The organism is Clostridium cavendishii DSM 21758 (assembly GCF_900141845.1).
Classification (GTDB): Bacteria; Bacillota; Clostridia; order Clostridiales; family Clostridiaceae; genus Clostridium_AG; species Clostridium_AG cavendishii.
Window position 1 is genome coordinate 1 of sequence record NZ_FQZB01000030.1, and the last position, 15,311, is coordinate 15,311.

At 34.5% G+C, this 15,311-nt stretch carries 15 protein-coding genes and 1 other annotated feature; all 15 genes read left to right on the plus strand.

The window, feature by feature from the left end; translation table 11 throughout:
* The coding region (locus BUB01_RS22080; RefSeq protein WP_479723185.1) for an EF-Tu C-terminal domain-related protein at positions 1-312 on the plus strand (312 nt) is incomplete at its 5' end.
* Positions 313-470: 158 nt separating this feature from the next.
* A complete protein-coding gene (gene rpmG, locus BUB01_RS22085) occupies positions 471-620 on the plus strand; it encodes a 50S ribosomal protein L33 (protein ID WP_072993787.1) in 150 nt (49 codons plus the stop codon).
* Positions 621-666: 46 nt separating this feature from the next.
* On the plus strand, positions 667-897 hold the full coding sequence (gene secE / locus BUB01_RS22090) for a preprotein translocase subunit SecE (RefSeq protein WP_072993790.1): 231 nt from the start codon (positions 667-669) through the stop codon (positions 895-897).
* Positions 898-941: 44 nt separating this feature from the next.
* Complete coding sequence (nusG, locus tag BUB01_RS22095; RefSeq protein WP_072993793.1) at positions 942-1,463, plus strand: transcription termination/antitermination protein NusG; 522 nt, start codon at positions 942-944, stop codon at positions 1,461-1,463.
* Between the two features lie 72 nt (positions 1,464-1,535).
* The gene (gene rplK / locus BUB01_RS22100; protein ID WP_072993796.1) at positions 1,536-1,961 is read left to right on the plus strand and encodes a 50S ribosomal protein L11; all 426 of its coding nucleotides are present in this window, start codon (positions 1,536-1,538) and stop codon (positions 1,959-1,961) included.
* Between the two features lie 57 nt (positions 1,962-2,018).
* The gene (gene rplA / locus BUB01_RS22105) at positions 2,019-2,708 is read left to right on the plus strand and encodes a 50S ribosomal protein L1 (RefSeq protein WP_072993799.1); all 690 of its coding nucleotides are present in this window, start codon (positions 2,019-2,021) and stop codon (positions 2,706-2,708) included.
* Between the two features lie 45 nt (positions 2,709-2,753).
* Positions 2,754-2,877: a sequence feature (ribosomal protein L10 leader region), on the plus strand.
* A 32-nt stretch (positions 2,878-2,909) separates the two neighbouring features.
* Positions 2,910-3,413 carry a 50S ribosomal protein L10 gene (gene rplJ, locus BUB01_RS22110; protein WP_072993802.1) on the plus strand — a complete coding sequence of 168 codons (504 nt, stop codon included), beginning with the start codon at positions 2,910-2,912 and terminating at the stop codon, positions 3,411-3,413.
* 37 nt (positions 3,414-3,450) lie between these two features.
* The gene (rplL, locus tag BUB01_RS22115) at positions 3,451-3,816 is read left to right on the plus strand and encodes a 50S ribosomal protein L7/L12 (protein WP_072993805.1); all 366 of its coding nucleotides are present in this window, start codon (positions 3,451-3,453) and stop codon (positions 3,814-3,816) included.
* A 282-nt stretch (positions 3,817-4,098) separates the two neighbouring features.
* Positions 4,099-7,797, plus strand: coding sequence for a DNA-directed RNA polymerase subunit beta (gene rpoB, locus BUB01_RS22120; RefSeq protein WP_072993809.1), 3,699 nt, complete (start codon positions 4,099-4,101; stop codon positions 7,795-7,797).
* Between the two features lie 20 nt (positions 7,798-7,817).
* Entirely contained in the window at positions 7,818-11,354 is a 3,537-nt protein-coding gene (rpoC, locus tag BUB01_RS22125) for a DNA-directed RNA polymerase subunit beta' (protein WP_072993812.1), read from the plus strand.
* Positions 11,355-11,506: 152 nt separating this feature from the next.
* A complete protein-coding gene (locus tag BUB01_RS22130; RefSeq protein WP_072993815.1) occupies positions 11,507-11,755 on the plus strand; it encodes a ribosomal L7Ae/L30e/S12e/Gadd45 family protein in 249 nt (82 codons plus the stop codon).
* A gap of 51 nt (positions 11,756-11,806) precedes the next feature.
* The gene (rpsL, locus tag BUB01_RS22135; protein WP_072993817.1) at positions 11,807-12,184 is read left to right on the plus strand and encodes a 30S ribosomal protein S12; all 378 of its coding nucleotides are present in this window, start codon (positions 11,807-11,809) and stop codon (positions 12,182-12,184) included.
* A 160-nt stretch (positions 12,185-12,344) separates the two neighbouring features.
* Positions 12,345-12,815 carry a 30S ribosomal protein S7 gene (rpsG, locus tag BUB01_RS22140; protein WP_072993820.1) on the plus strand — a complete coding sequence of 157 codons (471 nt, stop codon included), beginning with the start codon at positions 12,345-12,347 and terminating at the stop codon, positions 12,813-12,815.
* Positions 12,816-12,889: 74 nt separating this feature from the next.
* On the plus strand, positions 12,890-14,959 hold the full coding sequence (fusA, locus tag BUB01_RS22145) for an elongation factor G (RefSeq protein ID WP_278337166.1): 2,070 nt from the start codon (positions 12,890-12,892) through the stop codon (positions 14,957-14,959).
* A gap of 47 nt (positions 14,960-15,006) precedes the next feature.
* On the plus strand, positions 15,007-15,311 hold a 305-nt coding region (locus BUB01_RS22150; protein WP_072993823.1), incomplete at its 3' end, for a GTP-binding protein.

Sequence of the window (15,311 nt, forward strand, 5' to 3'; positions counted from 1 at the left end):
GTTTTATCAAAAGTTGGATCAGTAAATCCACACAAGAAATTCGTAGGTCAAGTATACGTACTTAAAAAAGAAGAAGGTGGAAGACATACACCATTCTTCGATGGATACAGACCACAATTCTATTTCAGAACAACTGACGTAACTGGATCATGTAAGTTACCAGAAGGAATGGAAATGGTTATGCCAGGAGACCACATCGATATGAATGTTGAATTAATAACTCAAGTTGCTATGGACGAAGGTTTAAGATTCGCTATCAGAGAAGGTGGAAGAACTGTAGGTTCAGGAGTTGTTACTAGCATAATTGAATAATATAAATCCATGGAAGGGCTGGGTGTAAATACCTAGTCCTTTACATAGTGAAGACTTGTTGACACTGGAATGTATTTATGATATTGTAATTTAGTAACACACAAGGCTGGAAAATAAAAATTTATGTCTATATATGATAAAAACTGGAGGTGCAGAACGTGAGAGTAAAAATAACTTTAGCATGCACAGAATGCAAGCAAAGAAACTACAGCTCAATGAAGAACAAGAAAAATGACCCAGATAGATTAGAAATGAAAAAGTATTGCAAATTCTGCAAATCACACACTCTTCATAGAGAAACAAAATAATTCATTTTTTTAAAAACACACAATTGGTGTTAAGGATGTGAACTAAATGACTGTAAATAGTAAAATAGAGACTCCTTCAACCAAAAAGGGTATAGGGGTAGTAAGGTTTTTTAGAGAGGTTAAGGCAGAAGTTAAGAAAATAACGTGGCCATCTAAAGAAAACACTAAGAAAGCTATATTAGCGGTAGCTGCATTTACTTTAATATCTTTGGTATTAATAGGTGCGATGGATTATATTTTCCAAAACCTCTTTGAATTAGTGTTCAAACTTAAATAGAATAAAAGGAGGTTTAGGTGAACTTTGGTTTACCTAAGTAGAATATGAGCGAAAGAGCTAGATGGTATGTAGTGCATACATATTCTGGATACGAAAATAAGGTTAAAGCAAACCTTGAAAAGACTATTGAGAATAGAAATTTACAATCTTTAATTTTAGACATTCAAGTTCCAATGGAAGAGTGTGTAGAAGAAAAAGATGGTAAAACTAAAGTAAGTCTTAAGAAAAAATTCCCAGGATATGTTATAGTCAAAATGTTTATGACAGATGACTCTTGGTATGTAGTAAGAAATACTAGAGGAGTTACTGGGTTCGTTGGACCAGGATCTAAACCTGTTCCACTTACCGATGAAGAGGTAGATTCAATGGGAGTTGTAGAAACATCCGTTGATATTGACTTGGAGGTAGGAGAAGCGATAAAAATAATTTCAGGAGCTATTAGTGGATTTGTAGCAACAATCCAAGAAATACATCCTGAAAAACACAAGGTTAAAGCCTTGGTTGATATGTTCGGAAGAGAAACTCTTGCCGAATTAGATTTTAATCAAATAGAAAAATTGGTTTAAGAATCAGACTAACGTCTTAATTAAGTGGGAGGGCGTAAGTCCGAAATTACCACAGTATAGGAGGAATAACTCATGGCTAAGAAAGTAACTGGAATGATAAAACTTCAACTTCCTGCAGGGAAGGCTACACCAGCACCACCAGTAGGTCCAGCATTAGGACAACACGGTGTAAATATCATGGGATTCTGTAAGGAGTTCAATGCAAAAACTGCAAATCAAGCTGGATTAATAATACCAGTAGTAATAACAGTTTACCAAGATAGATCATTCAGCTTTATATTAAAGACACCTCCAGCTGCAGTTCTTATAAAGAAGGAAATTGGACTAGAAAGTGGTTCAGGAGTACCTAACAGAACTAAAGTTGGAAATATCACTAAAGAACAAATAAGAAAAATCGCTGAATTAAAAATGCCAGACTTAAATGCTGCTACAATCGAAACTGCAATGAGCATGATCGAAGGAACAGCTAAAAGTATGGGAGTAGTTGTAGTAGAATAATTTTCCACTAAATCAGTGGGAGGTAAAAACCGTTAATACCACAAAGGAGGCATAACAATGGGAAAGAATTATATTGAAAGCGCAAAGTTAATAGACAGAAGTGCATTATACACTCCATCAGAAGCTTTAGAATTAGCTGTTAAAACTGCTAAAGCTAAATTTGATGAAACTGTAGAATTACACGTAAGATTAGGGGTTGACCCAAGACACGCTGACCAACAAGTAAGAGGAGCAGTAGTTCTTCCACACGGAACTGGTAAAAGCGTTAAGGTTTTAGTGTTTGCTAAAGGGGAAAAAGCTAAAGAAGCAGAAGCTGCTGGAGCTGATTTCGTTGGAGCAGATGAATTAGTAGCTAAAATCCAAGGTGAAAACTGGTTTGATTATGATGTAGTTGTAGCTACTCCAGATATGATGGGTGTAGTTGGTAGATTAGGTAGAGTATTAGGACCTAAGGGTTTAATGCCAAATCCAAAATCAGGTACAGTTACATTTGATGTAGCTAAGGCTATAGCAGAAATAAAAGCAGGTAAGGTTGAATATAGAGTTGATAAAACTGCTATCGTTCACTGTCCAATAGGAAAGAGATCATTTGGAGCTGAAAAGCTAGTTGATAACTTCCACACATTAATGGATGCTTTAGTAAAAGCTAAACCAGCTGCAGCTAAAGGACAATACATCAAGTCAGTATCTGTTTCAGCTACTATGGGACCTGGTGTAAAAGTTAATCCAACAAAAGTTTTAGAATAGTATTGACATAACAATAAAATGTTGATATAATCTAATTCGTTGTGAAAAAGTGAATAAAAGCTTCTGTAGACAGTAGGTGCTTCGGCATAACGTAAATCAACCTACCGAGGGATGTTGCATAATATGTAAGTCTTCCTCTGTCTACGGGAAGGCTTTTCTTAATAAATAAGCAGTTTTAAACTGTGAGGAGGTGGACACACGGTGAATAAGAACAGACAAATGAAAGAAGCTAAAGTTGCAGAAATCAAAGAGAAATTAGAAAAAGCTCAAGCGGTTGTACTTGCAAGTTATCAAGGGCTTACTGTTGAAGAAGACACTCAATTAAGAAAGAGTTTAAGAGAAGCTGGTGTTGAATACAAGGTTTATAAAAATAGCCTAGTAACATTAGCAGCTAAAGAACTAGGACATGAAGGAATAGTTCCTTTCTTAGAAGGACCTGTATCAATAGCATTCGGATATGAAGATGCTACAGCTCCTGCAAGAGTTCTTAACAACTTTGCTAAAGACCATAAGAAACTTGAATTAAAAGCTGGTATTGTTGATGGAACTATATACGGTTCAGAAGAAGTTAAAAAACTTGCTTCAATACCTTCAAAAGAAGTGCTTATTGCACAATTACTTGGAAGCTTCAAGGCTCCATTATCAAATTTTGCATATTTAATTAATGCAATAAAAGAAAAAAACGAAGCAGGTTCTGCTGAATAATAAAAAATAAAAACGAAAAATTTCGGAGGTGCTAATCATGACAAAAGAACAAATTATAGAAGCTATAAAAGGTATGACAGTTTTAGAATTAAACGAGTTAGTAAAAGCTTGTGAAGAAGAATTCGGAGTAAGTGCTGCTGCTCCAGTTGCTGTTGCAGGTGGTGCTCCAGCTGCAGGTGCTGCTGAAGAAAAAACTGAATTTGACGTAGTATTAGCTAGCGCTGGTGCTAACAAAATCAAAGTTATAAAAGTAGTTAGAGAAATAACTGGATTAGGATTAAAAGAAGCTAAAGAAATAGTTGACGGAGCTCCTAAGACATTAAAAGAAGGCGTATCTAAAGAAGATGCTGAAGACATGAAAGCTAAATTAGCTGAAGTTGGAGCAGAAGTAGAAGTTAAATAATTAATTTTAAAATAAAGGGAGGTACTTTCAAAAGTACCTCTTTTTTAACAAGTATAAAATTATATTAAGTGATAGAATTATATTGACAACACGCAATAGATATGATACTATCATTAAATGTACTGTTCGATGTAAAAGTTAATATTGTTTAGAACAGTTTATGTATAATCTTTTCTTAAAAAGGTTATAATAGGATGATGATATTGTATGCAATCCGAAAGCATAGGTCCTTAGGGAAAGTGTGCTTTTGGTTATTTTAGTTTATACAAGGGGTGAAAGTTGATGGTACATCCTGTCCAAGTTGGAAAAAGAACGAGAATGAGTTTTGCAAAAGTAAAAGATGTAGCAGAGATGCCAAATCTAATTGAAGTTCAATTAGATTCTTACAATTGGTTCTTAAAAGAAGGGCTTCATGAAGTTTTTGAGGATATTAATCCTATCACAAACTTTACGGGGAACTTAGTGCTTGAATTTATTGGGTATAATCTTGATATGGATAATATTAAGTACTCTGTAGAAGAATGCAAAGAAAGAGACGCTACTTATGCGGCGCCTTTAAAAGTTGCCGTAAGACTTCAGAACAAAGAGACTGGTGAAATTAAAGAGCAAGAAGTCTTCATGGGGGATTTCCCGCTTATGACTGAACAAGGTACTTTTGTAATAAATGGTGCTGAAAGAGTTATAGTTTCACAATTAGTTAGATCACCAGGAGTATACTATAATTATTCTGTTGATAAAACTGGTAAGAAGTTATATTCTGCCACTGTTATACCAAACAGGGGAGCATGGTTGGAGTATGAAACAGATTCTAACGATGTTATCTATGTAAGAATAGATAAAACAAGAAAACTTCCTATAACTATATTAGGAAGAGCTATGGGTTTTGGTAGTGACCAAGAACTTTTAGATTACTTTGGTGAAGAAGAAAGATTTAAAGCAACAATTGAAAAAGATAATACTAAAACAAAAGAAGAAGCGTTATTAGAAATTTATAAAAGATTAAGACCAGGTGAGCCACCAACAGTTGATAGTGCTGTTTCGCTTATTGATTCTTTATTTTTTGATGCGAAAAGATATGATTTGTCAAGAGTTGGAAGATATAAATTTAATAAGAAATTAGCATTAAATTTAAGACTAGCAAATCAAATTGCTGCAGAAGATGTAGTTAACCCAAGTACTGGTGAAATATTAGTAGGTAAAGGTGAAAAGATTTCTAGACTTATGGCTGAAGAAATTCAGGACTTAGGTATTAACGTTGTTGATATTATAGTTGAAGATAGAGTTATAAGAGTGATAGGTAATCACTTTGTTAACTTACATAAGCAACTGGATTTTGATACTACTGATCTAAATATTAGAGAGTTAGTTCACTACCCAACACTTATGGAAATCTTAGAAGGATTAACTGACGAAAAAGAAATAAAAGATACAATAAAGAAAAATTTAAATAGACTTATACCGAAACACATAATAAGAGATGATATATTTGCAACTATAAGCTATCAAATAGGTTTAGCATATAGCATAGGATATGTAGATGATATAGATCACTTAGGTAATAGAAGATTAAGAAGTGTTGGAGAGCTTTTACAAAACCAATTTAGAATTGGTCTTTCAAGAATGGAAAGAGTAGTTAAAGAAAGAATGACTATTCAAGACCAAGAAGCTATAACTCCTCAACAATTAATTAACATAAGACCAGTGGCTGCATCTATAAAAGAATTCTTTGGAAGTTCTCAATTATCTCAATTCATGGATCAAACAAATCCATTATCAGAATTAACACACAAGAGAAGATTATCAGCATTAGGACCTGGAGGTCTTTCAAGAGAAAGAGCTGGTTTCGAAGTAAGAGACGTTCACCATTCACATTATGGAAGAATGTGTCCTATAGAAACGCCAGAAGGCCCTAATATAGGTCTTATCAACTCTTTAGCGACATATGCTAGAGTTAATGAATATGGATTTATAGAAACTCCATATAGAATTGTAGATAAAGAAAATTATAGAGTTACTGGTGAAATAAGATACTTCACAGCAGATGAAGAAGATCAATTCCTAGTGGCACAGGCTAATGAACCATTAAATGAAGATGGAACATTTGTTGATAAAAAAGTTACAGTAAGAGCACAAGAAGAAGTTTTAATTATACCAAGAGAAGATGTTGATTTAGTGGATGTTTCTCCAAGACAAATCGTATCAGTTGCTACAGCAATGATACCTTTCCTTGAAAATGATGATGCGTCAAGAGCACTTATGGGTTCAAACATGCAACGTCAAGCAGTTCCACTATTAAAACCTGCTGCTCCAATCGTAGGTACAGGTATAGAATTTAAAGCTGCTGTTGATTCAGGAGTTTTACCAAAAGCTAAAAATGCTGGTGTTATTTCATATGTGAGTGCAAATGAAATAAGAGTTAAGAGAGATTCAGATGGTGGTACAGATACTTATAGACTTCTTAAATTTAAGAGAAGTAACCAAGGTACATGTATAAATCAAAGACCTTTAGTATCAAAAGGTGAAGTTGTTCATAAAAATCAAGTATTAGCTGATGGACCTTCTACTGATTTAGGAGAAATAGCTTTAGGTAAAAATATTAGAATAGGATTCATAACTTGGGAAGGATATAATTACGAAGATGCGATGCTAATTTCAGAAGAATTAGTTAGGGAAGACGTATTTACATCAATCCATATAGAAGAATATGAATGCGAAGCTAGAGATACTAAGCTAGGACCAGAAGAAATAACAAGAGATATTCCGAACGTAAGTGAAGATGCTCTTAAAGATATAGATGAAAGAGGAATAATAAGAATAGGTGCTGAGGTAAGATCAGGAGATATTCTTGTTGGAAAAGTAACTCCTAAGGGAGAAACTGAACTTACAGCTGAAGAAAGACTTCTTAGAGCTATATTCGGTGAAAAAGCAAGAGAAGTTAGAGATACTTCATTAAGAGTTCCTCATGGAGAAGCTGGTATAATAGTTGATGTTAAAGTATTTACTAGAGAAAATGGGGATGAACTTCCACCAGGAGTAAATGAATTAGTAAGATGTTATATAGCTCAAAAGAGAAAAATATCTGTTGGAGATAAGATGGCTGGTCGTCATGGTAATAAGGGGGTTATCTCTAGAGTATTACCTGAAGAAGATATGCCGTTTTTACCAGATGGTAGACCAGTACAAATATGCTTAAATCCACTAGGGGTTCCATCACGTATGAATATAGGTCAGGTTCTAGAAGTTCACTTAGGTTGGGCTGCTAGTGCATTAGGTTGGCATATAGCTACACCTGTATTTGATGGTGCTACTGAAGAAGATATAGAACAATGTTTAGAAGATGCTGGTTATAATAGAAATGGAAAAACAGTTTTAAGAGATGGTAGAACAGGAGAAAAATTTGATAATGATGTTACTGTTGGTATAATGTATATCTTAAAACTTGCCCATTTAGTTGATGATAAAATACATGCTAGATCTACAGGACCATACTCACTTGTAACTCAACAACCACTTGGAGGTAAAGCTCAATTTGGTGGTCAAAGATTTGGTGAAATGGAAGTTTGGGCATTAGAAGCATACGGTGCTGCTCATACACTTCAAGAAATATTAACTGTTAAATCGGATGACGTTGTAGGTAGAGTAAAAACTTATGAAGCTATAGTTAAGGGAGAAAATATACCTGAGCCAGGTGTTCCAGAATCCTTTAAGGTTCTAATAAAAGAACTACAAGCTTTATGTTTAGATGTAAAAGTACTAAATGATGAAAATCAAGAAGTTACATTAAAAGAACTTGTAGATGATGAAATGGATGAATTAGAAGTGAATATTGAAGGCACAGAAGAAACAGTGCCTCAAGCTACAGAAGAAGTGGAAGATGGATATTCTTCATCTGAAGAAGAAGAAGAAATAGACTATGATAATATTGACCTAGATGATTTTAGCGGAAGCTTAGAACTAGATGATTTTAATGATGAACACTAATATGAAGGGAGGATATACCCTTGTTTGAATTAAATAATTTTGATGCTTTACAAATAGGGTTAGCATCTCCAGAGCAGATTAGAGCTTGGTCTAGAGGTGAAGTAAAAAAACCTGAAACTATAAACTATAGAACACTAAAACCAGAAAGAGATGGTTTATTCTGTGAAAGAATATTTGGACCTATAAAAGACTGGGAATGTCATTGTGGTAAATACAAAAGAGTAAGATATAAAGGCATTGTATGTGACAGGTGTGGAGTTGAGGTTACTAAATCAAAGGTTAGAAGAGAAAGAATGGGGCATATAGAACTTGCTGCTCCAGTTTCTCACATTTGGTACTTCAAAGGAATACCATCAAGAATGGGATTAATCCTTGATATGTCACCAAGAAGCTTAGAAAAAGTATTATACTTTGCTTCTTATGTAGTAATAGATCCTAAAGAAACTTCATTATTAAAGAAACAACTTTTAAATGAAAAAGAATATAGAGAAGCTGTAGATAAATATGGTGAAGAAAGCTTCTCAGCTGCTATGGGAGCTGAAGCAGTTCAAAGCCTTTTATCTGAAATTGACCTTGAAAGAGGTGCACAAGAGCTTAAAGAAGAACTTAAACAAAGTACAGGACAAAAGAAAATAAGAATAATAAGAAGATTGGAAGTTGTAGAATCATTTAGAAAGTCAGGTAATAAGCCTGAATGGATGATTGTAGATGTAATACCTGTAATTCCACCAGATTTAAGACCAATGGTACAATTAGATGGTGGTAGATTTGCAACATCAGATTTAAATGACTTATACAGAAGAGTTATAAATAGAAATAATAGACTTAAAAAGCTATTAGATTTAGGAGCTCCAGACATAATAGTTAGAAATGAAAAGAGAATGTTACAAGAAGCTGTTGATGCTTTAATAGATAATGGTAGAAGAGGAAGACCAGTTACTGGTCCAGGAAATAGACCGCTTAAATCACTATCAGATATGCTTAAAGGTAAGCAAGGTAGATTCAGACAAAACCTTCTTGGTAAGAGAGTTGACTATTCTGGTAGATCAGTTATAGTTGTTGGACCAGAGCTTAAGATGTATCAATGTGGTCTTCCTAAGGAAATGGCTCTAGAACTATTTAAACCATTTGTTATGAAAAAACTTGTAGAAGACGGTGTTGCTCATAACATAAAGAGTGCGAAGAGAATGGTTGAAAGAGTTAGTCCTCAAGTATGGGATGTACTTGAAGAAGTAATTGCAGATCATCCAGTATTACTAAATCGTGCTCCTACTCTACACAGATTAGGAATTCAAGCCTTCCAACCAGTATTAGTTGAAGGTAGAGCTATTAAACTACATCCATTGGTATGTACAGCATATAATGCTGACTTTGATGGAGACCAGATGGCTGTTCACGTTCCACTATCAGTAGAAGCTCAAGCTGAAGCAAGATTCCTAATGCTTGCAGCGGGAAATATAATGAAACCATCAGATGGTAAACCAGTATGTGTTCCTACTCAAGATATGGTACTTGGTTCATATTATTTGACTATGGATAAAGATGGAGCAAATGGTGAAGGTAGATATTTTAGTAGCTTAGAAGAAGTTATAATGGCATATGAAGTAAAACAAATAGATATTCATGCTAAAATTAATGTAAAAGTATTTAGAGAAATAGATGGAGAAATTAAATCAGGTATAATAAAAACTACTCCAGGTAAGATTTTATTTAATGAATGTATACCACAAGATTTAGGATTCTTTGATAGAACAAATCCTGATGAAATGTTTAATTTAGAAATAGATTTCTTAATTACTAAAAAATCATTAGGAAAAATAATAGATAAATGTTATTTAAAACATGGTCCAACTAAAACTTCAGTAATGCTAGATAAAATAAAAGCAACTGGATATCATTATTCATCAATAGGTGCGGTAACTGTTGCTGCTTCTGATATGATAGTTCCTCAAAAGAAATATGAGTTACTTGCAGATGCAGATAAAATGGTTGATAACATTGAAAAGATGTATAAGAGAGGATTAATATCCGAAGAAGAAAGATATGAAAAAGTTATAGATAAATGGACTAAAACTACTGAAGAAGTAGCTGATACGCTAATGTCTAGTTTGGATAAATTCAATCCAATATTCATGATGGCAGACTCTGGAGCCAGAGGATCTAAGTCACAAATCAAACAGCTTGCTGGTATGAGAGGACTTATGGCTAATCCATCAGGTAAGATTATAGAATTACCAATCAGAGCATCATTTAGAGAAGGACTTGACGTATTAGAGTACTTCATATCTACACATGGAGCTAGAAAAGGTAATGCTGATACAGCTCTTAAAACAGCTGACTCAGGTTACTTAACTAGAAGACTTGTTGACGTAAGCCAAGATGTTATAGTTAGACAGGAAGATTGTGGAGCTACAGATGGAATAGTTGTTTCTGAAATTAAAGAAGGTAATGAGGTAATTGAAGGTTTAGAAGAAAGATTAACTGGAAGATACTCAGCTGAAGATATTTTACATCCAGAAACAGGAGAAGTTTTAGCTGCTAGAGACTCATATATGGACCCTATATTAGCTGAAAAAATAACTAAGGCTGGAGTTAAAAAAGTTAAGATAAGATCAGTATTTACATGTAAATGTAAAGTTGGTGTATGTTCTAAGTGTTATGGTATGAACATGGCTACTGCTCAAAAGATAAATATCGGAGAAGCAGTAGGTATAATAGCAGCACAATCAATCGGTGAACCTGGTACACAGCTTACAATGAGAACCTTCCATACAGGAGGGGTTGCTGGAGCCGATATTACACAAGGTCTTCCTAGAGTTGAAGAATTATTTGAAGCTAGAAAGCCAAAAGGTTTAGCAATAGTAAGTGAAATAACAGGTAGTGTAAGAGTTGAAGAAACTAAGAAAAAAAGAACAGTATTTGTAGTAGCAGAAACTGGTGAAGAAAATAGTTATGATATACCATTTGGATCAAGATTAAAAGTTCATGATGGTGACTTCATAGAAGCTGGAGACGAAATTACAGAAGGTTCTGTAAATCCTCATGATATAGCAGCTATAAAAGGTGTAGATGGAGCTAGACAATACTTGCTTTCAGAAGTTCAAAAAGTTTATAGGCTTCAAGGTGTTGATATTAATGATAAGCACTTAGAAGTTGTTGTAAGACAAATGACTAGAAAGATAAAAATAAGTGACTCTGGTGACACTGAGTTATTACCAGGTACAATGATAGATATGTTTGATTTTGAAGAAGCTAATAAGAAAGTTGAAAGTTTTGGAGGAGAGAAAGCTAAAGGAGAGCAAGTACTTCTTGGAATTACTAAGGCTGCTTTAGCAACAGATAGTTTCTTATCTGCTGCATCCTTCCAAGAAACTACAAGGGTTCTTACAGATGCTGCTATCAAAGGTAAAATAGATCCACTTATCGGATTAAAAGAAAATGTAATAATTGGTAAGTTGATTCCTGCAGGTACTGGTATGTTAAGATATAGATCTGTAAAACTAAATACTGAGAACAGTATTGAAGAAACAGAGGAAGCAAATTTAGTTGTAGAATAATAATTAATTTTGTTGACAGTGATATGCTTAAATGATAAAATACAGTTTGTGTGAATTAACATGATTACTAAGGGATTAACTTGTCTACATGATATAAAAATGAGGCAGAGCATGGCTTTGCCTCGTTGTTACTGAACAGAGGGGGTAATTTCATGATAGACAGACTTTTGGGAAAAAAAGTTATAGGTATAAAACAAGCGATAAAAGCCATTAATAATGGTGAAGGGATTGTTTTGTATATAGCACAAGATGCAGATATAAAGGTTTTGACAAAACTTGTAGAGCTTGCAAAAGCAAAAGAAGTTGAAATTAAAACTGTTAAAACAATGAAGGAACTAGGAAAAATGTGTGGCATAGAAGTAGGTTCAGCTGCAGCGTTAATTCTAGAAGAAATTTGCTAACTTCATATTATATTAATATAGATAGTTATAAAAAAATCAGGAGGTGAAATTATGCCAACTATAAGCCAATTAGTAAGAAAAGGCAGAAAGACAATAACAACAAAGTCAACTGCACCAGCACTTAAGGAATGTCCTCAAAAAAGAGGAGTTTGTACAGTAGTTAAAACAACTACTCCAAAGAAACCTAACTCAGCGTTAAGAAAGATTGCCAGAGTTAGATTAACAAATGGATACGAAGTAACAGCTTACATTCCAGGTGTAGGACACAACTTACAAGAGCACAGTGTTGTTCTTATAAGAGGTGGAAGAGTTAAGGACCTTCCTGGTGTTAGATACCACATTGTCAGAGGAGCTTTAGACTCAGCTGGAGTAGCTAACAGAATGCAAGGAAGATCTAAGTATGGTGCAAAGAGACCAAAGAAAAAATAGTAATTTTTTCTAACTTTGTTTAGTGCTATGACTTCAAATTAATTAAGATAAATTTAACGTTTATATAGATTATAGGAGCATGCACTTTACGACACACAAAATTATCAAGTTATGTCGAGTACCGATGAACTTAAATCAAAATGTTAAGGAGGGAAGAAAAGTGCCAAGAAAAGGACATATTGCAAAAAGAGATGTATTACCAGATCCAATGTACAACTCAAAAGTTGTTACAAAATTAATAAACAACGTTATGGAAGATGGTAAAAAAGGAGTAGCTCAAAAAATATGCTACGATGCTTTCGAAATAATACAAACTAAAACAGGTAAAGAACCTTTAGAAGTATTTGAAGAAGCTATGAACAACATAATGCCTTTATTAGAAGTAAAAGCTAGAAGAATAGGTGGGGCAACTTACCAAGTTCCAATGGAAGTTAGACCAGAAAGAAGACAGACTTTAGGTCTAAGATGGTTACTTATAGCAGCTGATAAAAGAGGCGAAAAGTATATGAGAGAAAGATTAGCAGCAGAATTAATGGATGCAGCTAACAACACTGGAGCAGCAGTTAAGAAAAGAGAAGATACTCATAAAATGGCTGAAGCTAACAAAGCATTTGCTCATTACAGATACTAATAACAAAACTGTTTTGGCTTTGCCAAAACAGTTTTGTTGAATTTATAATTATATAATCGAGAGGAGGAATTATCGTGGGTAATAGAGAGTTTCCATTAGAAAAATTTCGTAATATAGGAATCATGGCTCACATCGACGCTGGTAAGACAACAACTACTGAGCGTATACTGTTTTACACAGGAAAAACTCATAAGATAGGTGAAGTTCACGAAGGTCAAGCAACAATGGACTGGATGGTTCAAGAGCAAGAAAGAGGTATAACAATTACTTCTGCTGCAACAACTGCACAATGGAGAGGGTATGCTATAAACATAATAGATACACCTGGACACGTAGACTTTACAGTTGAAGTTGAAAGATCATTAAGAGTTCTTGATGGAGCTGTTACTGTTCTTGACGCTAAGAGTGGGGTTGAGCCACAAACTGAAACAGTTTGGAGACAGGCGGACAAATACGGAGTTCCAAGAATGATATATGTTAACAAGATGGATGCTACAGGTGCTGATTTCTTCAGATGTATAAACACTGTAAGAGATAGACTTAAAGCAAACGCTGTTGCTATACAAATTCCAATAGGTCAAGAAGATCAATTCCATGGAATGGTTGATTTAATAGCTAATAAAGCTATACTTCATAAAAATGACTTAGGAACTGAAATAGAAATAACTGAAATACCAGCTGAATTAAAGGATCAAGCAGAAGAATATAGATCTGCTATGATAGAAGCTATTGCTGAAACTGATGAAGAATTAATGATGAAGTATTTAGAAGGTGAAGAATTCACTGAAGAAGAACTTCATGCTGCAATCAGAAAAGCTACAATAGCTAACGAAATGATGCCAGTAATTTGTGGATCATCATACAAAAACAAAGGTGTTCAAGAAATGATTGATGCTGTAGTTGCTTACATGCCATCACCATTAGACATACCAGCTATAAAAGGTTCTGATGTAGAAACTGGTGAAGAACTTGAAAGACACGCTAATGATGATGAACCAATGTCAGCTTTAGCATTCAAAATAGCTACTGATCCATTTGTTGGAAAATTAGCATTTACAAGAGTTTACTCAGGTATAATGAAAAGTGGTACATATGTACTTAACTCAACAAAAGGAAAGAAAGAAAGAATTGGTAGACTTGTTAAGATGCATGCTAACAGCAGACAAGAAGTTGATGAGTTAAGAGCTGGAGATTTAGGAGCAGTTGTTGGATTAAAGAATACTACAACTGGAGACACTTTATGTGATGAAAATTCACCAGTAATACTTGAAAGTATGGAATTCCCAGAACCAGTTATATCTGTAGCTATAGAGCCAAAGACAAAAGCTGGTCAAGAAAAAATGGGTATAGCTTTAGCAAAACTTGCTGAAGAAGATCCAACTTTCAAAACTTACACTGATCAAGAAACAGGTCAAACAATAATTTCAGGTATGGGTGAATTACACTTAGAAATTATCGTTGATAGACTTACAAGAGAATTTAAAGTTGAATGTAACGTTGGAGCACCTCAAGTTGCTTACAAGGAAACAATCAGAGGCGCTGTTAAAGCAGAAGCTAAGTATGCTAAACAATCAGGTGGTAAAGGACAATACGGTCACTGTGTTATTGAAATGGAACCAACTGAAGGTGAATATGCATTTGAAAATGCTATCGTTGGAGGAGCTATTCCAAGAGAATATATTCCAGCTATCGATAACGGAATTCAAGAAGCTTCTAAGAGCGGTATAATCGCTGGTTACCCAGTTATAAACTTCAAGATTAAGTTAGTTCACGGTTCATACCATGAAGTTGACTCATCTGAAATGGCATTCAAAATTGCTGGATCTATGGCATTCAAAAATGCTATGTCTAAAGCAAACCCAGTATTACTTGAACCAATGATGAAGGTTGAAGTAACTATGCCAGAAGAGTACATGGGAGACGTTATGGGAGACCTTAACTCAAGAAGAGGTAGAATCGAAGGTATGGAAGCTGTAGCAGGAGCTCAAGTTATAAGAGCATTTGTTCCACTTTCAGAAATGTTCGGTTATGCAACTACTTTAAGATCAAGAACTCAAGGTAGAGGAGTTTACTCAATGGTATTTGATCATTATGAAGAAGTACCAAAGAGCATCCAAGAACAAGTAGCAGGAAAGAAAGCTTAATAGATAGCTTCTTTATATAAAAAAACACTATAAGGGAGGATTTTTAAATGTCAAAGGCAAAATTTGAAAGAAACAAACCACACGTTAATATCGGAACAATCGGTCACGTAGACCACGGTAAGACAACATTAACAGCAGCTATTACATCAGTATTAGCAAACAGAGGATTCGCTGAAGCTTTTAAATATGATGAAATAGATAAAGCTCCAGAAGAAAAAGAAAGAGGAATCACAATCAACACAGCACACGTTGAATATCAAACAGATAACAGACACTATGCACACGTTGACTGTCCAGGACATGCTGACTACGTTAAGAACATGATAACAGGAGCAGCACAAATGGATGGAGC